The sequence below is a fragment of the Occallatibacter sp. genome (assembly GCF_049802275.1).
Taxonomy (GTDB): Bacteria; Acidobacteriota; Terriglobia; order Terriglobales; family Acidobacteriaceae; genus Telmatobacter.
In genome coordinates this window covers 1-23259 of sequence record NZ_JBARMD010000108.1, presented here as the reverse complement: position 1 = coordinate 23259, position 23259 = coordinate 1, and the positions used below count along the sequence as shown (strand labels likewise).

General features: G+C 58.5%; 22 protein-coding genes and 1 riboswitch. Of the genes, 14 read left to right on the top strand and 8 right to left on the bottom strand.

What is annotated here, in order from left to right; all coding sequences use genetic code 11:
• Window positions 1–289 precede the first annotated feature (289 nt).
• The gene (locus WA354_RS03625) at window positions 290–1261 is read right to left on the bottom strand and encodes a tetratricopeptide repeat protein (RefSeq protein WP_472811648.1); all 972 of its coding nucleotides are present in this window, start codon (window positions 1259–1261) and stop codon (window positions 290–292) included.
• Between the two features lie 155 nt (window positions 1262–1416).
• Here WA354_RS03625 and queC point away from each other — a divergent pair, with 155 nt between their 5' ends.
• From queC to corA, 4 genes are all read left to right on the top strand, one after another.
• Entirely contained in the window at window positions 1417–2142 is a 726-nt protein-coding gene (gene queC, locus WA354_RS03620; protein ID WP_472811647.1) for a 7-cyano-7-deazaguanine synthase QueC, read from the top strand.
• Window positions 2139–2777 (top strand): 7-carboxy-7-deazaguanine synthase, encoded by a 639-nt coding sequence (gene queE, locus WA354_RS03615; RefSeq protein WP_472811646.1) that lies wholly within the window; start codon window positions 2139–2141, stop codon window positions 2775–2777. Before queC ends, queE begins: the two co-directional genes overlap by 4 nt.
• Window positions 2778–3155: 378 nt before the next feature.
• Window positions 3156–4754, top strand: coding sequence for an ABC-F family ATP-binding cassette domain-containing protein (locus WA354_RS03610; RefSeq protein ID WP_472811645.1), 1599 nt, complete (start codon window positions 3156–3158; stop codon window positions 4752–4754).
• 52 nt (window positions 4755–4806) lie between these two features.
• Window positions 4807–5682: a magnesium/cobalt transporter CorA gene (corA, locus tag WA354_RS03605; RefSeq protein WP_472811644.1), complete on the top strand. Its 876-nt coding sequence runs from the start codon at window positions 4807–4809 to the stop codon at window positions 5680–5682.
• On the opposite strand, the gene WA354_RS03600 is transcribed toward corA, so the two are convergent.
• Window positions 5660–6043 (bottom strand): winged helix-turn-helix transcriptional regulator, encoded by a 384-nt coding sequence (locus WA354_RS03600; RefSeq protein WP_472811643.1) that lies wholly within the window; start codon window positions 6041–6043, stop codon window positions 5660–5662. The genes corA and WA354_RS03600 overlap by 23 nt on opposite strands.
• A gap of 98 nt (window positions 6044–6141) precedes the next feature.
• Here WA354_RS03600 and WA354_RS03595 point away from each other — a divergent pair, with 98 nt between their 5' ends.
• From WA354_RS03595 to scpB, 7 genes are all read left to right on the top strand, one after another.
• Entirely contained in the window at window positions 6142–6597 is a 456-nt protein-coding gene (locus WA354_RS03595) for an anthrone oxygenase family protein (RefSeq protein WP_472811642.1), read from the top strand.
• A gap of 211 nt (window positions 6598–6808) precedes the next feature.
• Window positions 6809–6913, top strand: a riboswitch (Fluoride riboswitch).
• 185 nt (window positions 6914–7098) lie between these two features.
• Complete coding sequence (gene crcB, locus WA354_RS03590; protein ID WP_472811641.1) at window positions 7099–7476, top strand: fluoride efflux transporter CrcB; 378 nt, start codon at window positions 7099–7101, stop codon at window positions 7474–7476.
• A gap of 241 nt (window positions 7477–7717) precedes the next feature.
• Window positions 7718–8452 carry a DUF190 domain-containing protein gene (locus tag WA354_RS03585; protein ID WP_472811640.1) on the top strand — a complete coding sequence of 245 codons (735 nt, stop codon included), beginning with the start codon at window positions 7718–7720 and terminating at the stop codon, window positions 8450–8452.
• Between the two features lie 9 nt (window positions 8453–8461).
• A complete protein-coding gene (locus WA354_RS03580) occupies window positions 8462–8800 on the top strand; it encodes a DUF190 domain-containing protein (protein ID WP_472811639.1) in 339 nt (112 codons plus the stop codon).
• 156 nt (window positions 8801–8956) lie between these two features.
• A complete protein-coding gene (locus tag WA354_RS03575; RefSeq protein WP_472811638.1) occupies window positions 8957–9520 on the top strand; it encodes a rubrerythrin family protein in 564 nt (187 codons plus the stop codon).
• A 137-nt stretch (window positions 9521–9657) separates the two neighbouring features.
• On the top strand, window positions 9658–10254 hold the full coding sequence (locus WA354_RS03570; RefSeq protein WP_472811637.1) for a ferritin family protein: 597 nt from the start codon (window positions 9658–9660) through the stop codon (window positions 10252–10254).
• A gap of 213 nt (window positions 10255–10467) precedes the next feature.
• Window positions 10468–11259, top strand: coding sequence for a methylmalonyl-CoA decarboxylase (scpB, locus tag WA354_RS03565; RefSeq protein WP_472811636.1), 792 nt, complete (start codon window positions 10468–10470; stop codon window positions 11257–11259).
• 9 nt (window positions 11260–11268) lie between these two features.
• Here scpB and WA354_RS03560 read toward each other — a convergent pair whose 3' ends face one another.
• From WA354_RS03560 to WA354_RS03545, 4 genes are all read right to left on the bottom strand, one after another.
• Entirely contained in the window at window positions 11269–11397 is a 129-nt protein-coding gene (locus WA354_RS03560) for a hypothetical protein (protein WP_472811635.1), read from the bottom strand.
• Window positions 11398–11742: 345 nt separating this feature from the next.
• Window positions 11743–13419: a SulP family inorganic anion transporter gene (locus WA354_RS03555; protein WP_472811634.1), complete on the bottom strand. Its 1677-nt coding sequence runs from the start codon at window positions 13417–13419 to the stop codon at window positions 11743–11745.
• A gap of 87 nt (window positions 13420–13506) precedes the next feature.
• Window positions 13507–13959 carry a GNAT family N-acetyltransferase gene (locus WA354_RS03550; RefSeq protein WP_472811633.1) on the bottom strand — a complete coding sequence of 151 codons (453 nt, stop codon included), beginning with the start codon at window positions 13957–13959 and terminating at the stop codon, window positions 13507–13509.
• A gap of 262 nt (window positions 13960–14221) precedes the next feature.
• The gene (locus tag WA354_RS03545) at window positions 14222–15256 is read right to left on the bottom strand and encodes a 6-phosphofructokinase (protein ID WP_472811632.1); all 1035 of its coding nucleotides are present in this window, start codon (window positions 15254–15256) and stop codon (window positions 14222–14224) included.
• A 310-nt stretch (window positions 15257–15566) separates the two neighbouring features.
• Here WA354_RS03545 and WA354_RS03540 point away from each other — a divergent pair, with 310 nt between their 5' ends.
• Entirely contained in the window at window positions 15567–16232 is a 666-nt protein-coding gene (locus WA354_RS03540) for a hypothetical protein (protein WP_472811631.1), read from the top strand.
• Here WA354_RS03540 and WA354_RS03535 read toward each other — a convergent pair.
• Window positions 16162–17961, bottom strand: a complete 1800-nt coding sequence (locus tag WA354_RS03535) for an AMP-dependent synthetase/ligase (protein WP_472811630.1) — start codon at window positions 17959–17961, stop codon at window positions 16162–16164. The two genes, WA354_RS03540 and WA354_RS03535, sit on opposite strands and share 71 nt — an antisense overlap.
• Window positions 17962–18152: 191 nt before the next feature.
• On the opposite strand from WA354_RS03535, the gene WA354_RS03530 reads away from it, so the two are divergent.
• Both WA354_RS03530 and WA354_RS03525 read left to right on the top strand, forming a co-directional pair.
• Window positions 18153–19571: a GGDEF domain-containing protein gene (locus tag WA354_RS03530; RefSeq protein ID WP_472811629.1), complete on the top strand. Its 1419-nt coding sequence runs from the start codon at window positions 18153–18155 to the stop codon at window positions 19569–19571.
• Between the two features lie 4 nt (window positions 19572–19575).
• Window positions 19576–20904, top strand: coding sequence for a GGDEF domain-containing protein (locus WA354_RS03525; RefSeq protein WP_472811628.1), 1329 nt, complete (start codon window positions 19576–19578; stop codon window positions 20902–20904).
• Window positions 20905–21262: 358 nt separating this feature from the next.
• Here the strand turns inward: WA354_RS03525 and WA354_RS03520 are convergent.
• A partial coding sequence (locus WA354_RS03520; RefSeq protein ID WP_472811627.1) for a glutamate synthase-related protein occupies window positions 21263–23259 on the bottom strand: 1997 nt, incomplete at its 5' end.

Sequence of the window (23259 nt, the reverse complement as noted above, 5' to 3'; positions counted from 1 at the left end):
CTGGGGGGTGGGGTGGGGTCAAACCGGAACATCTTTGATTCGCAGAGGATGGATTGATGTTTTCAGAGCACAGAGTTCGACGATCATCGGTGTTCCTCCCGTTTTGCCTGCAATTCAATTGTGCGCCGTCAGGCGGTAATTACCTGCAAACCTCGCAGAAAATGTTTTCGGCGACGGAATGGGCTTCAACCTCAAGACGTAGCAAGGGTTGACGAAGTGGTGATCTTTGTCAGCCGAGCGATGTGCAGTTGACAGCGATCCACAGGACCGGTCGCGAAGTGGGGCACGCTCAGTGCCTGGAGGCGGCCACTTCGGTTTCGCCGAGGGCTGTGATGTGTTTCCGAACCGATGCTTCTCTCTCGGAATCCCCCGTTTTGATGGAGTCCAGGAGAGCGTGCTGGAAAGTGATTTGAGCTATTCCCGGCTTGCCCAATTTCAGCCAGAGCTCTCCCATGAGTTCCATCGTGTTTGCTTCTGACCCGAGGTCATTCGCCAACTCCAGCCGCGTTACCGCTTCCTGAAAGAAGTCGAGCGCCCTGTGGGGATCATTCATCAGGAAACCGTAGGTACAGCCAAGATTGGTGAGGGTGATGGCTTCTCCGCGACGATCCTGGTGTGCGTGATAGTAAGCGAGCGCCTGCTCGAGGTAGAAAACGGTTTTCTTTTTATCGTGAAGCGAGAAAAAGGCAAGGCCGAGGTTGTTCAGTACAGCGACTTCTTCTGGTTTTTTCTGGGTGGTCGCTGGATACATTTTGAGGGCATCCCGATAAAAGTGGATTGCCTGTTCGGGGAAGCCCCACACACGATAGGCGTCGCCAAGGTGAGCCAGGGTGGTTGTTTCGCCCTCCTTGTTTCCGAGTGCGCGCCAGATGGTGAGCGCCGACTGGTAGCTCTCGACAGCCTTCTGCTGTTGATGCAGAGCGCTGTAGGCGGTTGCCAGGGCGGAGAGCGTGTGCGCTTCTCCCTCGCGATTGCCCATTTTTCGATACTGATCCAGTATTCCTGTGAGGGCTTTCACGGCAAACTGATTCTCGCTGACGGTGGTTTCAGCATTCGCGGTGGGCCTCAGCGTATCTCTTTTTGGGGTTGGCGACTGAGGGATGGGTGCAGTGCCAATGGAGGCAGAAGCAAAAGCGCGAGACGGGTCAGAGGCCTTAGTTGGAGACTGGCCCGTTTGTTGTGCCGACAACAGTGCTGGTGTGACGAGAAGGAAGACGAGGACTACGACTGGGGACAGAGCGGGGGGACCCTGTGTGCGCATGGATGACCTCCGGATGTGGGGCCCGGATTTTTTGGATGCGAAAAATGGGATCCACGTGAGCGGTAGTTGCGCAGCGCGAGCGTGAGGTGGAAGGACGGCTTTCGGAATGGATTGCCCGGTTGTTTATTCTGAAGCAGGAGTCGCGTGAGCATTTCATGGAAATTCTTTCTTCTAAACCGAAAAGGGCGGCGGTAGTCCTGTTGAGCGGCGGATTGGACTCGGCAACAGTGGCGGCGATCGCAGGAAGCGAAGGCTTCCAGGTGAACGCGCTGTCGTTTGCATACGGGCAACGGCACAGTTACGAACTCGAGGCGGCAGGACGCGTGGCGGCGTCGCTAGGCGTGGCGCAGCATCGCATTGCAACCATTGATTTGCGCGTCTTTGGCGGTTCGGCGTTGACCGACGATATCGATGTGCCGAAGGGACGTGACAGCGCGGAGATGGAGCAAGGGATTCCGGTGACGTACGTGCCGGCGCGAAATACGATTTTTCTATCGTTTGCGCTGGCGTGGGCAGAGGTGCTGAGCGCGAGCGATGTGTTTATTGGGGTAAATGCACTGGATTACAGCGGATATCCGGATTGCCGGCCGGAGTTTATTCGGGCATTCGAGACGATGGCGAACCTGGCGACGAAGGCCGGTGTGGAAGGTCGTCAGAAGCTGGTGATCCATGCGCCGCTGATGCAGCTGACGAAGGCGCAGATTATCCGCAAGGGAATGGAACTGGGGGTGGATTACAGCCTGACTAGCAGTTGCTATGATCCTGCGCCGGATGGGAAGCCGTGCGGGCAGTGCGACTCGTGTTTCCTCAGGCGAAAGGGATTTCGCGAAAATGGAATTGACGATCCCCTGCCCTATCCTGATGTGCAGGTGGGGCTATGAGTTACGCGGTCAAAGAGATTTTCTACACGCTGCAGGGCGAAGGGGCACATGCGGGGCGCGCGGCGGTGTTCTGCCGGTTTGCTGGTTGCAATTTGTGGTCTGGTCGCGAGAGCGATCGGGCATCGGCGATCTGCAGGTTCTGCGACACAGAGTTTGTGGGTGTGGACGGCGAAGGCGGAGGCAAATTCGAAACGGCAGAGGATCTTGCAGCGGCAATCGCCGGGAAATGGCCGGGACGCGGAACGGATGGCAGGCGATTTGTGGTGTGCACCGGGGGTGAGCCGCTGCTGCAACTGGATCGGATGCTGATCGACGTGCTGCACGAACATGACTTTGAGATTGCGGTGGAGACGAATGGGACGGTGGAGGCTCCGACCGGGATCGACTGGGTGTGCGTGAGTCCCAAGGCGGGTGCGCGGCTGGTGCAGAAGACAGGCGATGAATTGAAACTGGTGTTTCCGCAGGTGAATGCGCAGCCGCCAGAATTTGAAGGGTTGAAGTTCTGGCATTTCTTTTTGCAGCCAATGGACGGGCCGGATCGGGTCTTGAATACGGAGTTGGCGGTGCGGTACTGCATGGAGCATCCCCAGTGGAGACTGAGCTTGCAGACACACAAGATTGTGGGGATTCCGTGAGCGACCGTTGGGTTCCGGATACGGTGTGGATAGAAAAAGCGGATCCTTCGCGCCGCTTGCCCCACAGACTGCGTCTGCGGGGCCCCAAACTGCGGCGCTCAGGATGACACGGCGAAATTTGTGAGTGTGAGGAACAGGCAGATCGATTGCCAGAACCGTCCATCAGTCCCTGACCCCTAACTTGAAGAATGGCCGGAAGATTGGAGCAAACCCATGGTCGCCGGGGGCAGGTGCGCGTTTATGAGAAACTGGAAGTGCAGCAGTTCTTGCCGGGACCAACGGTATTCGCATGTCCCGAAACTCTGAGCCAATTTAAGACTTGATCGGGCCGGCGGCGCCTTGACACGCTGCGGTTCGCCTACAGGAAAACGAAACGAAATGCTGAGTGTAAGTAATGTGACAATGCGCTACGGCGCAAAGGTGCTGTTTGAAGATGTGTCGGTGAACTTTACACCGGGGCGGCGCTATGGACTTACCGGGCCGAATGGGTCAGGCAAATCCACTTTTATGAAGGTGCTGACGGGCGAACTGGACGCGCAAAAAGGAACGGTGGTGCGTCCCCGCAAATTCGGCGTGTTACGCCAGGACCAGTTCGCTTTCGATGCTTATCGCGTCATCGACACCGTCATCATGGGAAACAAGCCACTATGGAGCGCGCTCGAAGAGCGGGATCGGATCTACGAAAAGGCCGAACTGAGCGATGCGGACGGCATGCGGCTTGGCGAACTGGAAGGCGTAATCGGCGATGAGGACGGCTACACGGCCGAAGCCGACGCCGCTATATTGCTGGACGGGCTGGACATCACCGAGGACCTGCACGAGCGCAAAATGGGCGAGTTGCAGGGCGGCCAAAAGGTGCGCGTGCTGCTGGCACAGGCACTCTTTGGAAAACCGGAAGCCCTGTTGCTGGATGAGCCAACGAACTATCTCGATCTCGATTCGGTGCACTGGCTGCAGGATTTTCTGAATCAGTACGACGGAACGCTGATTGCGATTTCGCACGACCGGCATTTTCTGAACAGCGTGACGACGCATACGGCGGACATCGATTACCAGACCATCATTATCTACACGGGCGGCTACGACGAGATGGTGATGGCGAAGACGCAGATTCGTTCTACGCTGGAATCGCAGAATGCACAGCGCGAGAAAAAGATTGCGCAGTTGAATGAATTCATCGCGCGATTTGCGGCGGGCACGCGATCTTCGCAGGTGACGAGCCGGCGCAAGGAAGTGGAGCGGCTGCAGACGAACGAACTGGCGCGGTCAAATATTCAGCGGCCGTATGTTCGTTTTGACCAGATGCGGCCCAGCGGCAAGCATGTGCTGGAGTTCAAGCACCTGACGAAGCTGTATGACGATCACAAGGTGATCGACGGATTTACTGCGAATGTTCTGCGCGGCGAGAAGATCTGCCTCATGGGACGCAACGGCGCAGGCAAAACGACGCTGTTGAAGAGCCTGCTGGCGAATTATCCGGGCCTCGCGGACAAGGATTTCTCGCTCGATTCCGGAGCGGTTTTCTGGGGTCATGAAGCGCAGATCGGATACTTTCCGCAGGATGTAGGCTCGACGATCGAGCACGGACTGACAGTGGCGGAGTGGCTGCATCGCTGGAATCCGGCGGCGCACGTTGAGGAGATTCGCGGCATTCTCGGGCAGATGCTGTTCTCGGGTGAAGAGGGAGAGAAGCAGACGAAGGCGCTGTCTGGCGGTGAGCAGGCGCGGCTGGTTTTCTGCAAGCTGATCCTGACCAAGCCGAACATTCTGATCTTTGACGAACCGACGAACCACCTTGATCTCGAAGCGATCAACGCGCTGAATATTGCACTGCAGCGATTTGATGGAACGGTGCTGCTGGTGACGCACGATCACGATCTGATCGATGAGGTGGCGACGCGGCTTTGGAACTTTAGGGCTGAAGGGATTGAAGACTTCCAGGGACCGTACTCGGAGTGGAAGGGGAAGCACAACTAGCGTTCGGGGATTGTACGGTAGCTTTTGATCGCTCAACGTTAGAATTGGCTGCATGGTTCCAGTCCTCTCGCAATTGGCGTGGTTTGATATCTCCGACCCGGAGTCGCCGGAACTCGACGAACTTGCAACGCGGTTCGGATTGCACGAGTTGCAGATCGAGGACTGCCGGCATCGGCCACAGCGACCGAAGACGGAAGAGCACGATCACTACATCTTCACAGTACTGAAGCACATCCATGACGACAGCGAGCTTGAGTTCGATGACATCGATCTGTTTCTCGGTCGCGACTTCCTGATCTCAGTTCGCAGCGCAGACGCCGGTGTGATTGAGACTGTGCGCGCCCGTGCCGGAGAGGAAGACGTCGATCGGCTGGACCGCCTCTTCTACATGATTGTCGACCAGATCGTCGATGGTTATGAGCCGGTGCTCGACAAACTCGCCGATGAAATCTCGGAGATTGAAGATGTGGTCCTTGACCGGCCCGATCCCGAGACCCTGGCACGGATTTTCTCACTCAAGCGCAAACTGGTGGAATTCCGCCGTATTGCCGGGGGCATGCGAGAAGTAGTGAACAGCCTGGTCCGTCGCGAAAAGGGACTGGTTGGCGATGACCTTGATCCCTACTTTCGCGACATCTACGACCACATCATCCGCACAGTCGACCTGATCGAGACTTACCGGGACCTTCTCTCGGGCGCGCTCGATATTTATCTCTCAGCCGTTGCCAATCGCACCAATGAAGTGATGAAGGTGCTTACGATCTGGGGAACGGTGGCTCTGCCCCTGGTGATCATCACGGGGTTTTTCGGAATGAATCTTCGATTGCCATGGGTCAACAGTCCTCATGGGACCGATTATGCGGTCGCACTGATGGCGATATCCACGATTTCCGTTCTGGTTTACTTCAAGATGAAGCGGTGGTTTTAGAGGTTGACGGATTTCCAGATTGCGAACAGGCGCCTCTGCGCACCTCAATATGCTTTCGACCCCAGACGCAGATGTGTTCCAGCACGGGGAGCATGGTCATACCGTAGTTGGATATGGAGTAGACGACGTGCGCGTGAGTTCCCTTCTCGCGCTGGCGAATGAGGATTCCGTCGTTGACAAGGTCTTTGAGGTGGCGGATCAGCATGCGCTCGGTGATGCCGGGAATCGAGCGCAGCAATTCGCTGGTGCGCATTGGTCGTTCCGAGAGCCGCCACAGTAGGGTCCCCTTCCATCGGCCGTCGATAATCGACAGCATGGCGTCGATGGGGCAGTCGGAGATCTCCTTTTTTGAAACCGGCATGTTGGGCCTGATCGGGGGAATGCGGCTGACATATTTGTCAGCACCGCTTACTGAATCATTCTATCGCCGAGCTGAGTCTGAGGCTCCAGGAGTTGAACATGAGACCTCTACTGGATATCGCTACAACTGTTTGCATCGGACTCTTAATCGGCACGGAGTTTGCTGTCGCTGCCTTCATCAATCCGATTCTGCGGAAGCTTGGAGCGCGCGAGGAACTGCGGGCAATCAGACTGTTCGCGGCAAAGCTCGGGGCGGCAATGCCATTCTGGTATGGTGTCAGCCTTCTGCTGCTGGTTGCGGAGGCGGTTATGAGGCATGGCGAAAACGGCCACCTGCTGCTGATTGCCGCCTGCTCGATCTGGGCCGCAGTGATCGTGCTGACACTTGTCTTTCTCGTGCCGATCAACAATCGGCTGGCGCGGGTTGATCCTGATGCGGCGGTCGAACCGGCGCTGAAGGAGCACGGGCAGTGGGATGCGCTGCATCGCTGGCGGGTGGCGACGTTGACGGCTGCGATGGTCTGCTTCCTCGTTGCGGTACTTCGCGTCGGGTGACAGACTGTCAGATATTTGAGGATCGGAACGAAGGCGCGTACGTGTGAGTGTCGTGCTTTCCCACCGATGACAGCAAAAGAAGCTGTTATGGATGGGGCACCTGGCACCCGGCGCGGCAAGCAGGATCTGCCTGCAAACAGGGCAGGCAAACAGGGCAGGCTATCTCGTTGGTTACTTGACACCGTAAAGCAAGCGCCGGTGTAATGTATGCAGTGGTAGCGGTGATGGAGTTCGCCGCGCAGCCTGGCAGTTGATGCTTTGCTGTTAACCGCTGTCCTCCCTCAAGGCCCGGACAGATGATGACTCCTGACAGGCGGTCCTGTCGGTGAGTCACGCCCGGCGCGATCCCTGCAAATTTGGATAAGAGACGCACGATGGCTGCGGTGGGGTTGTGCTTTCCCACCCCTGACGGCAAAAGGCCGCTGTCATGGATCGGGCACCCGAGTGTCATGGCGACACATTAATGCAGGATGCCGCTGCGTCTTTTCGGAGGGGGATAGTTTGCAGAAGTATCTGCTGATTGCTGTTGGCGGTGCGCTGGGGTCGATTGCGCGGTATTGGGTCGGATCGTCGATTGCGAGCCGCATGGGAATTCGCTTCCCATATGGGACGCTGATCGTGAACGTCACAGCTTGTGTGATTATCGGGTTTTCAATGACGTACCTGGGCCGGCGTGCGGAGTTGAATCCAGCGTGGCGGTTCCTGGTGCCGGTGGGGTTTATCGGCGCGTACAGCACGTTTTCGACGTATGAGTGGGAGACGTTGTCGACCCTGCGCGCCGGTGCTTTCGGGATCGCGGCGCTCTATGCGGTGGGGAGTCTTGTCCTGGGTCTTGCTGCGGTGTGGGGTGGGTCAGTGCTGGGGGAGATGGTTCCGTAGAAGTTATGCAAGTTAGCGAAACGGATCTCAAGCCGGGTTTACGGATGGAAATGCAAAAGCAGATCCTTCACTCCGCTTACCCCGTCGCACGTCCCGTGCGCCGTGGCCCCAAGACGCTCCGTTCAGGACACTTGGTGAGAGGCGATCCGCATAGTCACGACTAAAGTTGGGCAGAAGAGCTTGCCAGATGCGCGGAATTCTCGGATAGGCGTAGAATCCTGAGTTGCCTGGGGGAGTTTCGATGCTGGAAACGGGAAAGGCCGTCAAGGTCATCATCTACCTGAGCGAGGGCGCAACGCACCATGGCGTGCCGGTATATTCGAGCATTCTGGACTTTCTTTTTTACCGGGGAGTCGCGGGCGCTACTGTGACCAAGGGCATTGCGGGCTTTGGAGCCGATCATCACATGCACTCCTCCAGTACGGTGGAGATTGCCGACAAGCTTCCGCTGAAGATTGAATTCATCGATACGCGCGAGAAAGTCGATTCCCTGCTGGGCAAGTTGGAAGAGCTGGCCGGATCAGGATTGATCGAGATCCAGGAGACTACGGTCGCCAAGCCGGCGCAAGTCTCGAAGCCCAAGAAGCCGGTCCCGCCGGAACATCTGAAGATTGAAGGCAAGGCGCAGATGATGCGGATCTTTCTAAGCGAGGAAGACCGCTGGAAAAACAAGCCGTTGCACGAGGCGCTGGTGGAGGCGATGCGGGCTAACGATATTGCCGGGGTGACGGTGTATCGCGGAATTCTGGGGTACGGGGCCCACCGGCGGATGCACAAGGACAAGCCACTGCTGGCATCGCATCACGGATCGGTGATGCTCTCTGCGATCGATACTGCTGAGAAGTTGCGTGCATTTCTGCCTCTCGTTGACCAGATGGTGGACGAGGGCCTGGTGGTGTTTTCAGACGTGGACATCATCAAATACGCCTACCGAGCGGTGACGGAGACACCCCAGAGCGTCGGCGGGGGTTTGTAAGAGGCGCATATGAAGGAAGAATTTGTGGGGCGCATGCTGCGCATCCACTTTGGCGAGGACGACAAGTGGCAGGGCAAGCCGCTGCATGAAGCCATTCTGAGGAAATGCAGGGAGCTGGACATCGCCGAGGCGATCGTGTTTCGCGGGATCGAGGGTTACGGGTCGGGCAGCCGGATCAGGCGGTCTGGCCACTGGAGCTTCTCGAAGGACGCACCCATTCAACTGAGCATCGTGGATACCGAAGAACAGATCGGGAAGCTGATTCCCTTCCTCGACACGGCCCTTGAGGAAGGCGTGGTTACTTCGTCAGCGATCGAGGCAATTCGCTACGTGAGAGCCAAGGGGTGACGAGGACCAGGCAGCCCGGACTTCCAGAGGAATCAGTGATCCCCGTTGCTTGAATGCGGCCCCTTATGACCCTTCTTGTGATGTCAATCACAGTTCAAACGTAAGTGCCATCCTACACTTGCACCATAGTTCAGTTAACGGAATGGCAGGAGAACTATGGTCGCAGCTGAGAACGAAAGCGCGGTATCTGATTTAGTGGCGGCGTATGAAGGGGAACTGAACGCCCATGTCCGCTACAAGGCGTATGCCGTCAGGGCAGAGGCTGAAGGCATGAACGGCGCAGCGAGCCTGTTTCGCGCGGCCGCACGAGCTGAGCAGATCCATGCCGGCAATCACGCACGCGTGATTCGACACATGGGGGGCGAAGCAACGGCCGATATTCGTCCTTTCCGGGTGAAGTCGACGCTGGAGAACCTGAAGACGGCGCTTGGTGGCGAGCAGCACGAGATCGATTCGCTTTATCCGAAGTTCCTGGTTCACGCCACCTCGCAGCTTGACACCTCGGCCATGCGGTCGTTTGTGTGGGCCATGGAAGCAGAGAAGACCCACGCACGTCTCTACGAAGATGCGGTGACCTCGATGGAGGCGGGCCCGGGATGGACCAGGGACCAGCTCGACTTCTTCGTATGCACGCTTTGCGGCTACACCGCGAAGTCGCAGGAAGCCGAGAACTGCCCGGCATGCAACTTCGTCTGGGACCGGTTTGAACGGATCCGCTGACCGCGTTTTTCAACGCAATTCACTGACCTACGGCGGCAATTTGCCGCCTTCGCATTGCTTCCCAGGCCAATTCTGCGTGATCTGCATCACCAAACTGCATTCTCATGCATCTAAGGTTGTGAGGGCATTTCAAACCTATGGCGACGGATCGCATGATTGCTCACGTGGTCGGAGTTGAGGATCTTACGGTGATCCGTAACCTTGAGACTGCATTTGAGGAAGAGACTAAAGCCAGCGCCGCCTACAAGGCATACGCGGCTAAGGCGGACGAAGAGGGGTATCACGGAATCGCCAGCCTTTTTCGCGCGACTCTCCGGGCCGAGCAGATTCATGCCAGCAACCATGCGCGCGTGCTCAGGCACATGGGGGCATCGACCATGATCGACTTGCCAGTGCCGCGCGTTGAGAGCACCCTGGAGAATTTGAATGCGGCGCTGGTCGATCAGAAATTCGAAGTAGATTATCTATACCCTGCTTTTCTCATTTCTGCGGTTCCGTTGTTTGACTCGACGGCGATTCGCAGCTTTCATTGGGCTCTCGAGGCCGACAAGTCGCACGTGCGCTTGTACGGCGAACTGATGCCGCTGGTGAATTCCAACGAAACATCGGGCTGGGCCTATGAGCCGCATGACTTCTTTGTTTGCGCGCTTTGCGGATACGCGGCACAGCATTGTGAGGCCGAGAATTGTCCGGCGTGCAACTATCTCTGGGAAAAGTTCGAGACGGTAAGGTAGATACAGCAGGCCGGCGGGGTTCTATCTCGTAAAACCGAATTACACAATTGATCCTCAGGATTGCCCTGACATTGATGGCAGCTTACGCTGCTTGTCTCATGCTGCCGCACATTAACGGTCCCACATTACCCCGGATTGTGGTCGAAGGGTGAGATCACAGCGCATGGGCGCGGATTGGTCTACACTCGCCGCGGTTGAATTTGGGGGTACGGCATGGAAGCGGTCTTTGCGCTGCTTGACGTGGTGATCACGGAGAAGATAGGCGTGATCACACTGAACAATCCAAGAAAGCATCACGCCCTGAGCACGGCTCTGATCGATGAGCTATGTGCGGCGCTCGAAGAGATGCTGTATGAACAGGTGCGGGTGGTAATTCTGCGCGCCCCTGCGGGGTCGAAGGTGTTTTCTGCGGGTCATGATGTGCGGGAGTTACCGACGAACGGGCGCGATCCCCTTACCTACGACGACCCGGTGCGGCGCGTAATCCGGATGATCGAACTCTTCCCTGTTCCGGTAATCGCGATGGTGGAAGGGAGTGTGTGGGGCGGCGCGTGCGAGCTGGTGATGAGTTGCGATCTGATTGTGGCGGGCGACGACAGTACGTTCGCGGTCACTCCGGCGAAGTTGGGGATGCCGTACAACATTTCGGGAGTGCAGAATTTCCTGAACACCGGAGGAATGCCGCTGTGCAAAGAGATGCTGTTCACCGCGCAGCCGATGGGTGTGCAGCGCCTGGTGGACCAGGGGATCGTGAGCCACGCTGTGCCGCGCGAACAGCTGGAAGAGCTAACGCGGACGATTGCAGCGCAGATTGCGAACAATTCTCCGCTGGTGATCAGCCTGCTGAAGGAAGAACTGCGACTGCTGTCAGCATCGCACAACCTGGGGCCGGAGACGTTTGAGAGGGTGCAGGCGATGCGGCGGCTGGTGTATGACAGCGAGGACTACCAGGAAGGAATCAAGGCGTTCTTCGAGAAGCGAGCGGCGCGGTTTCAGGGCAGGTAGGTCCAGGAATCAGGAATCGGTGCGCTCCGGCTTCCATTGGTCTCGAAGTTCGCGATTGATGCGGTCTTCGGGGTTTTCGCGTTCTTCCTGCTCGCGGCGTTTCTCTCGTTCTTCGCGCTCTTCGCGGCCATCGCTCATGATGGGTTCTCCAGACATCAGTTTAACGAATGGCGACCCGAAGGCGTACGGCGTATTTTGCCATTCCAGAGGATTGGAGGTCGCGGAAAAACGCTGAGGAAATGGCATCGCGGGAAGAACCTCCCTCAGGGGCTGAAGCCCTTATTTATTCTGCGCGACTCGCGGCATGACTGAAAGTCATGCCCTGATACAAGACTCGAGTTTGAATGAGTTCTTTCGCGAACTGTAAAGTCGTGCCTTTCCAAGACTCGTTTTGCTGCAAGCTGTAAAGTCGTGCCCCGATACAAGTCCCGGCCCGACAGACTGATCAGGGACTGCGAGTGTCTACCTCAAAGGGCACGGCCCTTAGCTGGCCAGGACGGCACTAGCTTCGTAGAGTTCCCTGGCGCGGTCCAGGGCGGCCTGAATGTCGGGCATAATGTTTTCGCGGCCGACGTGGTCAAGAAAACGCGGCCGCTGAAGAAGTTTCGAAGGTTGCTGCATGGCTCCGCAGAGCAGGAGTGTGCGGCCGGATTCGGTGAGGCGCTTCGCGAACGACTCGATGGCGTGGATGCCGGTGGCGTCGATGGCCGTCATGTTGCGCAGGCGCAGAATAACGATGGGCTCAAAGACTTCAACGTTGCTGGTGGCCTCGACCAGTTTCTCGGTTGTGCCAAAGAGGAATGGGCCGTGGATGCGCAGGAGCGTGACGTAGGACGGAATGATGCGTCCCTGGAGCGAATGGGACAGGCCGTCGCGGATGTAGTCGTCGGTCACGGGGGTTACAGTGGTGGTTTCGGCGATGCGATAGATGTAAACCAGCGCGGCCAGCGCCATGCCTACGCTGACGGCAACGGTGAGGTCCGCGAAGACGGTGAGCGCGAAGGTGACGAGCCAAACGGAGATGGCGGTGAAGCCGAGTTGAAGGATGCCGCCGATCTCGCGCCACTCGCCCATGTTGTAGGCAACGACAAATAAGACAGCGGCGAGCGTGGCCAGCGGAATGTAGCTGGCCAGTGGTGCGGCGACGAGCAGGATGGCGAGCAACGTGAGTGCATGTACGATCCCGGAGACCGGGGAGCGCGCACCGGAGCGGATGTTGGTGGCGGTACGGGCGATGGCTCCTGTGGCAGGAATTCCGCCGAAGAGGGGTGAGGTGATGTTGGCGATTCCCTGCGCGACGAGTTCAACGTTGGGGTTGTGGCGATCGCCGGTCATGCCATCGGCAACGACGGCGGAGAGCATGCTCTCGAGCGCCGCCAGCAGAGCCACGGTAAATGCCGACGGAATCAACGGCAGAATGTGCTCCGCGTGGAAGTCGGGAATAGCGAAGGGAGGGAGTCCGCGGGGGATCCCGCCAAAGCGGGTCCCGATGGTTTCTATCGGAAGGTGAAATAGCGCACATGCAACGGTACACGCAAGCAGCGCCACAATGGAGGCAGGAATGCGTTTGGTGAAGCGCGGCACGATCAGAATGATGGCGAGGGTTGCCACACCGATTGCGAGAGCCTGCCAGTTGAAGCTGGGCATGTGGCCGATGAGAAGCCTCATCCTGGGCATGAATTCGCTGGGGACTGCGCCGACGCGGAGGCCGAAAAAATCCTTAATCTGGGTCGAGGCGATGAGGATGGCAATGCCGTTGGTGAATCCGATGACGACGGGCCGGGGAATGAAGCGCACCGCGGAACCCAGCCCGGTGAGCCCCATAGCGAGCAGGATGATGCCTGCCATCAGGGTGACCATGGCGAGTCCGGGCAGGCCAAATCGGGCGACGATGCCAGCGACGATTACAACGAAAGCGCCGGTGGGGCCGCCGATCTGGGTACGGGAGCCGCCGAGCGCGGAGATGAGAAAGCCGGCGACAACGGCTGTATAGAGACCAGCCTGGGGCGTCACTCCGGAGGCGATGCCGAAGGCCATGGCGAGCGGCAGAGCGACGAGGCCGACGGTAATGCCGGCGAGAAGGTCGTGCAGGAACATCTGCCTGCTGTATTGGCGTAAAGACACGACCAGCTTGGGCAAATTTGGATTGCTGATGGACATATTGCTACATCTATCTTAGGCGGATATTCTGTTGAGATCGGCGAATTGCGGGACAGTGGAAGCGCGGGAGTAACGCTCAGAATATCGTTAAGCGAGATTTTTCATGTAGATGGCGGCTGGGCGGTTGCGGGCGTAATAGTGGTCCGCTCTGCCAGAGTTGCAATATCCGGAGCTCTCATAGAGGCGGATAGCGGCAATATTCTCGATGTCGACGTGAAGCCACATCTGGATGGCGCGCTCGGCGTTGGCGGAGCCTTCAATGCGGCGGAGGAGTTCGGCACCGATGCGGCGGCCGCGGTGCCGGGGCAGCACCTCGATGGTGGCGATGTATGCAACGATGCCGGCGACATGCTGAGCCCACTCAACGATGGCGAAGCCAGCCATTTGAGCGTCCTGTTCAGCGATCCACGTCGCGGCATCGGGTGAGGCGACTAGTTGGCGCATGTAGAGGCGGCTGAATCGCTGCGGTGGATGGAAACAGACTTCTTCGATGGCGTAGAGGTCGTCGAAGTCGTCGCGCTGGTAGAGGCGGTAGATCATTGGGGAAATGGATAGCGAGTTGGCCACCGCTGCGCTGTCAGCGAGTCAGCAGGCTAGCGGGCTCTGCTGGAGTGGGATGTGCGTCTCCTCGACCTTGACGCCGATAATACTGCTTCAAGGTCAGGCGACCCCATCAATTGTCAAAATCTTTTCGACTAGATCTGTGCGCAAACCGGTTTGTATCCCAGGTCTCAGAAGCGAGACCTGGGGCACCCGATTTCTTGCTTGATTCACGGCAGGTTCCACGCTTTGCAGCGCAGACCTAAACTTTTGCTTCAAGGTCGCGGATTACGTCGAAGAAGCGCTGGTCGAGGCGGCGGTTCTGGGCGATGGCTTCCTTGATGGTGATGTCGGTGACATCGAGACCCTTGAGGACGGCGATGCGGCCCCATTTCTTCTCGTGCACCATGTCGATGGCGTGCAGGCCGTAACGTTGGCCGAGAACGCGATCGTAGGCGGTTGGAACTCCGCCGCGCTGGGTGTGGCCAAGGTTGACGGAACGGGTCTCAAAGCCGGTCTTCTTTTCGATGAGACTGGCAAGTGCTTCGCCTATTCCGGAGAGACGGGCATGTCCGAATGAGTCTACTTCCTTCGAGCCGATGACCTGACCGACTTCGGGCAAGTGGCAGCCTTCCGCCACGACGACAACGCCGTAGTGCTTGCCGTGATCGTAGTTGTATTTGAGCAGGGCGCAGACGTGATCGATGTCGATTTCCTTCTCAGGGACGAGTACGACGTGCGCGCCTGCGGCAACACCGGATGCGTAAGCAATCCAGCCAGCGTCGCGGCCCATGACTTCGACGACAATGACACGGTTGTGCGAGTCGGCGGTAGTGTGAATGCGATCGATGGCTTCGGTTGCGATCATGACGGCAGTGTCGAAGCCGAAGGTCTGGTCGGTGCCGCTGATGTCGTTGTCGATGGTCTTGGGAACACCGACGGCGTTGATGCCGTTTTCGGCCAGGAAGAGAGTGACCGATTGCGTATCGTCACCGCCGAGAGCGATGAGGGCGTCGATCTTGTTGATCTTGAGAACTTCCTGCACCTTCTCGATGCCGCCCGGGATCTTCTTCACGTTGGTGCGCGAGGAATGAAGGATAGTGCCGCCCTTGAGTTGAATGCCGTCGGTATTTTCGAGGGTGAGCGGGATGAAGTTGTTGTCGAGCACGCCGCGCCAGCCGTTGAGGAAGCCGATAAACTCGTCGCCGTAGGTTTGGATTCCCTTGCGGACCGCCGCGTAGATGACAGCATTCAAGCCGGGGCAATCGCCGCCGCCGGTCAATAGTGCAACTCGCATCGTAAATTTCTCCTGATCGAATTTGGACGGCTGCGCCTCGCAGGCCGATCCGGAATAACTGGTTGGGCGTGAAGGCAAATCGCCGCTCTCGACGCCTTAACCAGTATATGCCGCGGTTGTAAAGCGATATCGTGACAACGCTCACGCGGCAAGAGGCCAGATGAGAGTGTTCGACGGGAATCTGCGAGGCGCTTCGTGGTGGAATTCTCTTTCCCGAGGCTTCGGGGCCGTCTCGGGTTATGCCCCCGTCTGGGGTCGGAGTTGCATTCGATGACAGCGAGGGCGCGCCGGGATGGTTCAATAGGGTGGTATGCCTATACCCGGAACCGGAGCGCTGATCCTGCTTGCGTTTGCGAGCCTGGTGGTGGTCGTGCTGCTGGTTCTGCTGCAGCTCACGCGGCTGGGCTTCCTGGTTCGATCGACGATTCCGGACCGGCCGCGGCGGCGCATGTTCATTGCGTCGGCTTCGTTCCTGATTACCTTCGCCGGCGTGCGACTGCTGGTGGGTCTGATCATGCACAATCACGGCCCCTTCGGCTGGGTGGTCGTGCGCGGACATCACATCCATCACCTGGTATGGGGAATCATGATTCTGCTGCTGGTGGGCTACGGTTGGCTGCTCGATCTGGGGCGGAGCCACTCGCCGCTCTCGATCTTTTTCAGCAGGCTGATGAGCGTGAGCTACGGCGTGGGCGCGGCGCTGACGCTGGATGAATTCTCGCTGTGGCTGAACCTCGACCCGAACGACTACTGGTCGCGCGAGGGACGCATCAGCATTGACGCGGTGATTCTATTCGGTGGAATCCTGGCAGTGGGAGCCTGGGGGGCGCCATTCTTTCGCGGCCTGCAGTTGATGTGGAGCAGGGGGAAGTCGTTCCGCAAGGAGATCGGGCGGCCGGATTCGCCTATTCGGCGCGTGAGGTTGCTTCGTCCGCGTAAAGTTCGTCGATTACCGACCCATACTTTGCCGAAATAACGCGGCGCTTCAGCTTCATGGAGGGAGTGAGCTCGCCGGAGTCCTGCGACCACTCGTCAGCTACGAGCTTGAAGCGCTTGATGGTCTCGAAGTTGGCGAGGCCTGAATTAGCTTCGCGCACTACCTCGCCATAAAGCGCGATGACTCGGCTATCGGAAACAAGGGCCTGACGATCGGGCGTTTCAAGGCCGGCGTGTTTGGCCCATGCTTCCAGTGCGGCGAAGTTTGGCGAGATAAGCGCGGAGATGAATTTGTGCCTGTCTCCGACGAGGGCGCATTGCGCAACCATGACGGAGTTTTTCAGCTTGTTCTCGATGGGCTGGGGAGCGACAAGCTTTCCCCCGGAGGTTTTGAGCAGTTCCTTCTTGCGGTCGGTGATGTAGAGGAATCCGTCGTCATCAAAGCGGGCGATATCGCCGGTGCGGAAGAAGCCGTCAACGTCAAAGCACTCTGCGCTCGCCGACGGCTTTTGCCAGTAGCCGACAAAGACTGACGGGCCGCGAACGAGGAGTTCGCCGTCTTCAGCGAACCTGAGATCGAGGTTGGGGAGTGGCTTGCCTACAGCTCCCATGCGGTGGACCGTGGGATTGTTAAGGGCAATTACGGGCGAAGTCTCGGTAAGGCCGTAGCCCTCCCACACCGCGATGCCGACCGAGGCGAACCACTTTGCGGTGTCAATGCCGAGCGGCGCTCCGCCGGATACCCAGATGCGTACGCGACCGCCGAAAGCTTCGCGCACTTTGCTGTAGACAAGTTTGTCGGCAATTTTCCAGAAAAATGATGAAGGCTGGCGTCCATCATAGACCGTGCCGCGATGCTGCACGCCGGCGTTAAGGGCCCAGGCGAGCATGCGTTTCTTGATGGGTGAGGCAGCGGATTTCTGCTCGACGGCCTGGCGAATCTTCTCGTAAACGCGAGGTACACCCACGAAGACCGTCGGTCGAATTTCCTTCATCGCCTGGGGCAGCTTATCGAAGTGAGAGCAGTAGGCTACCTGCGCTCCATGACCGTACATGACGTAGTCGAGTGCGCGCGCGGTGATATGCGAGAGCGGAAGGAAGGAGATACAGGCGTCGGTTTCGTTGAACGAGAACTCAGCGGCCGCAAGGTTCTGGTTGGTGGCAATGTTGCCATGCGTGAGCATGACGCCTTTGGGCTCACCGGTAGTGCCCGAAGTGTAAATCAGCGTGGCAAGATCATCGGGCTCGACGGAGCGTACCAGGGCATCGAAGACGGGATCGCGGTAAGGGCCGGCATCGTCGGCCCCGGCCAGAATTTTGGAGAAGGAGATGGCACCCTCAGGAGCGTTTGCCTCCATGAGGAGAATGCGCTCAAGCCGAGTTTTGGACCGGACGGCATTGAGCTTCTCGAATTGCTGGCGGGTGGAGACGACGGCAATGCGGCATCCGGCGTCGGCGAGAAGGACGGCAATCTGCTCGCCGGTCAGCGTCGGGTAGATAGGGACATTAACGGCATTGATGGCGAGAATCGCAAAGTCGGAAACAGCCCATTCCCAGCGATTTTCGGCAATCAGGGCGATACAGTCGCCTTTCTTGGTTCCCCAGCTCAGGAAAGCCTCTGAAAGCGAGTGGACACGATGGTAGATCTGATCGGACGAAAGGGGCTGCCAGTTCCCAAATTCGTCCTGCCAGAGGATCGCGCGAGGATTCGCGGCCGCCGACATTCGGCAAAACAAGTCGTTAATCGTAGTAAGTGGAGCAAGCGTCATGTCGGGCAATTTATGGGATCGATCAGGTTGAACTAAGGCCAAGGGAGAGTGTAACAGCGCCGGGGAAGCCATGATGGGCCTGCTGGAAGAGCGCGCCCCGCCAAAAGCGCATAAGGCCCTGTGTTCCGCAAGCTTTGCGGGCCAAACTTCCGTTTCAAAGGTATATGGATGGTCACGCCGAGAAAGACTCTTTGTGCGTTAATATCACTCCAGCCAACGCTTCGACCGCCACGAACGCCATGCATGAGCGCACCGCATCCCTGCCTCCCGGAGAGCCGGATCCAGCTCTTCTTGAGAAGCTTGCGGTCCTGCAACAGGCATGCCTGCTTGTGACGGCGCTAATGGCGCTGATCGTTTTCGCCGGGTGGCTATTTCCCCTTTTTGCGGCATATCTGCCTAACTCTCTCACGCGTATGAGCATCCCCATGGCGCTGGTGGTGTTGCTGTGTGCACTTAGCCTGGCGATCTCTGAACCGCGCAATCATCTCTCCCTGCCGCGTGCGAGCCGGTACATTGCAACGCAAGCTGGGTTGCTTTCGATCCTGATTCTGCTGGAATCGACATTTCGGCTTTTCCCGGCGGTGGACGTACTGCTGGAAGTGGATCGCGCGCCGGGCAACACCGGTAGGTTGCCGGTACATTCTCCGGCGGCTTTTGTGGTGCTGAGTGTGTCGATGGTGCTGGTGACCCTGACGGGGCCGTTGCTCCGGCGGATCGCCGATGGGCTTGTCCCGGCGATGTGCCTGGTGACGCTAATTCTGCTGAGCGAAAACCTTTTTGGCGCGATTGGGCTACTGCGGCTTTCGGCCAACAATATGATTTCGCCGCTTCTGCTGATGTGCCTCGTTCTGCTGACGTTTGTGGTGGCGATGAGGCAGGCCGAACGCGGCGTTTGGTCCATCTTTGTGGGAGCAGGCATTGGAAGCCGCATCGCGCGCGGTTTCGCACCGGTACTGCTGATCATTCCCTTCCTCATCGAAGTCGCACGCTCACGCATCATTCCGAATGACCTGGTGCCTGAACAATACGGAGCGGCGATTCTGACATCGCTTGCGGCGTTGCTCTCGATGGTGCTCCTGCTGGTGCTGGTGTGGCGCATCAACACCATGGAGAAAGAGATTCACGACCTTACACTGCGCGATGAGCTGACAGGACTCTACAATATGCGCGGCTTTTACCTTCTTGGTGAACAGACGCTGCGCCTGGCGCAACGCGCGGAATTGCCGTTTTCGGTATTGTTCATCGATCTGGACGGACTGAAGAAAATCAACGACGATCTCGGCCATAACACTGGCTCATCCTACCTGGCGGAGACCGGCGAAGTAGTGATGGCGTGTTTTCGCGAGACTGACGTGAAGGGCAGATTCGGCGGCGACGAGTTTGTAGTGGCCGGCCAGTTCAGCATGGTAGGCATTGAACTGGCGGCGACGCGTCTCAGGACGATGGCGGAACAGCGCAACGTGGCGGTTGCGAGGAAGTATCCGCTGAGCCTGAGTGTCGGCTATGTGACGCTCGACCATCCTTCGAATGAAAGCTTGAAGGAACTGGTGCGGCGGGCGGACGAAGCCATGTACCGGGACAAGCGGAGCAAGAAGGTGGCGCGGGCCTGAACGCATGAACGAGACCGTTCCAGATAACTTGACGGTGTTGCCCGATCCGCGACTTTTTCGCGCCGCGAGGTGGCTGCAGCGGGTATTTCTGGGCGTGGCCGCGATGGCCATCTTGCTGGGGGCGATACCGCTAGTTAAGTCGCCGATGAACGGCGTATCGCCTTCGACCCGCGCGGCGTTTCTGCTGATCTCGCTGCTGTGCGGTGTAAGCCTGCTTTTATCTGAGCCGGAACGAAGTGGAGTTGCTGTTGCGTACGCGCGGCGCATTGCAAATTTCCTGGCCATTTGCATCCTAATCACTTTCTCGATCCTGGGTAGAAATACCGCTGCCAATTCGCACGTCGTTTTTCTGCCGGAGAGGTTTGCAGTTGGGCTTTACGTGCTGACGTTCGCTGTGATTCTGGTCGACCAGAAGAACTGGTTGATCAATCGCCTGGTGGACGTGCTGGTGTGCGGTCTTTGCCTGCTGAGCCTGCTGCTGGTTTCGGATGCGGTGTTCGGGGCGTTCGCATTATTTGGAAGGACGGTGGGAATTCCGGGAACGGCCGCGCTGCTGGTCTGCCTTGTTGCGTTGACGATGGTGGTTGCGCTTCAGCAAGCGGAGCATGGTGTCTTCTCGATCTTTCTGGGAGTGGGGATCGGAAGCAATCTGGCCAGGATCTTTGCCCCGATTCTGATCGTGCTGCCTTTTGCGTGGGAAGCCGGCAACGAATGGATGAATCGGACGGGTCCCGCGGGGCATCTGAGTGCGGCGTTTCTTGCTTCGACCGGTGTCGCGGTGGCCGTGGGCATTCTGCTGTTCTTTGCATGGCGCATCAGCAGGATGGAAAATCAGATTCACGATCTGGTTTTGCGCGACGAGGCGACGCGACTCTATAACTTCAGGGGTTTCCACATGCTGGCCGAACACGCGCTGCTGCTGGCGCAACGGTCGGGTGTTCCCTTCTCCGTGCTCTTTATCGATCTCGAGAATCTTGCCCACATCCATGAGCATCTTGGGCCGAATGCGTCGGCAGCAGCATTGGCGGAGGCGGGCGAGATTCTGCGTGCGACGTTCCGTGAGTCGGATATCAAGGGCAGGATCGGCGCGGATCAGTTCGCTGTGGCGGGGCAATTTGATCGGGCCGGCATTTCAGTGGCGGCGTTGCGTCTTGAGGCCGCGACGGCCGCGCGCGGTGCAAAGAGTGCAAGGAAGATCACTCTCCACTTCAGCATGGGGCACGTGACAACCAGCGGAGGCGATCTCAGGGAGAACCTGCGGGAACTGCTGGAACGTGCTGGGCAGGCCAGAAACAGACAGGAAAGTCTGCTCAAAGAGACGCTGGTTAACTGAGACGCGTTTCCCGCGTTGTGATCCGCGTCTCGTTCTCTCCGGGGCTGACGCTCATTTTCACTTTGCTTGCAGAAAAACGCAGATGGTTGAAAAGAATCATCAGGGGCTAAAGAGGCTGCGGAAAAACGTTGAAGAACTTGCGAATCGCCGAAAGAGCTTCCCTCCGCGGCTAAAGCCGGCGATGGGATTGTGCCACGTACGGCATGACTGAAGTCACGCCCTGATACAAAACTCGAGTTCGAATGAATTGTTTCGCAAGCTGTAAAGCCCGGCGTTCTATCTGCAGCGTTGGTATAAACCGGGCGATTTCCTTCGAAGGCTGCGAGGTCGCGTCGGGTTACAAACCGGCAACTGCTATTCAGGCTTGCGGCTTCGGTGTGAGGCGAACGAACTTGTGCGCTTCGGAATGCCAGTTGGACAGTAGCCATTGCGCGCGGGTGCTGGCGGTCTTGGCGGCGTGCAGGGCGACGAGTTCGCGGATGGAATCGCGCGCGGCGTCGTCAAGCTGATCCCAGGTGTCCGGTTGCAGGAAGGCGCTGTGATAGCGGCCCTTGCCGAGGAATTCTCCATCCTCGTCGTAAACCCAGGCAAGGCCTCCGGTCATGCCCGCGCCAAAGTTGATTCCTGTGCGACCCAGAACAACCGCGAGACCTCCGGTCATGTATTCGCAGCCGTGATCGCCGACGCCTTCCACGATGGCGCGTGCTCCGGAGTTGCGCACGGCGAAACGCTCGCCTGCGCGGCCGGCGGCAAACAACGAACCACTGGTAGCGCCGTAGAGGGCGACATTTCCTAGAAGCGTATGGGCCTCGCTCTGGAGGGCGACTCGGCCGCGGCCACGGATAACCAGTTCGCCGCCGCAGAGGCCTTTACCGACAAAGTCGTTGGCGAGGCCTTCAAGTTTGAGGGTCATGCCTTCAGTATTGAATGCGCCGAATGACTGCCCGGCGACGCCCTTCAGATTGAAGGTGAGGCTGGAGCCGGCCGACCCCGGGTTGTCGGTGCGATATTGCGCGATCTCTCCGGCAAGCCGCGCGCCCAGGGTGCGGTCCTCGTTGGTGATATGTGTTTCGAGGCAGTACGGGAGGCCCGCTTTCCAGGCTGCGAGCGCGGGCTCGACCCATGCATCATCAATCGGAGCGTGCGAGTCGGGACGGTTGTTGCGCTTCCCTTCCCAGCGAATCGCGTTCCCGGTTGCGACGGCTACCGCGGTTGCGGCGAAAACTGGTTTGAGATTGAGACCGGCATTGAATCGGACCTGCTCAAGCAGATCGGTGCGGCCGGTGGCCGCGGCGAGCGAAGGCAGGCCGAGCTTGGCAAGAAGCTGGCGCACTTCAGTGGCGAGTTCCGTGAAGAAGCGGACGACGTGTTCGGGCTTGCCACGAAATTTAGCGCGTAGGTCGGGGCGCTGTGTGGCAATTCCTGTGGGACAGGTGTTGAGATGACATTGACGGGCCATGTCACAGCCGAGCACGATGAGAACCGCGGTGCCGAAAGCAAATTCATCGGCGCCAAGCATTGCCGCGATCACTATGTCGCGTGCGGTGCGCAGACCGCCATCGGTGCGGAGACGGACGCGACCACGAAGGCCATTGTGAATGAGGACCTGCTGTGCTTCCGCAAGTCCAAGCTCCCACGGATTCCCCGCGTACTTGATGCTCGAAAGCGGGCTGGCGCCGGTGCCGCCAGCGTGGCCGGCAATGACGATGTAGTCAGCATAGGCCTTGGCAACGCCCGCGGCGATGGTGCCGATTCCGCAACTGGAGACAAGCTTGACGCCGACTGCGGCGCTCGGATTGGCACGCTTGAGATCCCAGATGAGTTGCGCGAGATCTTCGATGGAATAGATGTCGTGGTGCGGGGGCGGCGATATGAGCTGCATGCCGGGCTGCGCGTGACGCAGGCGTGCGATGAGTTCTGTGACCTTGTGGCCGGGAAGCTGACCACCTTCACCGGGCTTGGCGCCCTGGGCGATCTTGATTTCGAGTTCCTCAGCATGCGCGAGGTACTCGGCTGTAACGCCGAATCGCGCGCTGGCAACCTGCTTGATCTTGTTGTTCAGCAGCGAAGGTGCTCCGTTGACGGGGGTGTAGACTGCGGGGTCTTCGCCGCCTTCGCCGGTGTTGGAACGCGCGCCCAGCATATTCATCGCTTCGGTGATGGTCTGGTGCGCCTCAGGCGAAAGCGAGCCGAAGGACATGGCGCTGGCAACGAAGGTGCGCGTCATGGTGTCGGCGGGGGCGATTTGGCCTATAGCGAGTTCAGGGCCGGCGGGGCGGATTTCGAGCAGGTCGCGGAGATGCGAAGGCTCAGCTTCGACTGCCTGCGCAGCGAAGGTGGCGAATGGCGTGAGGG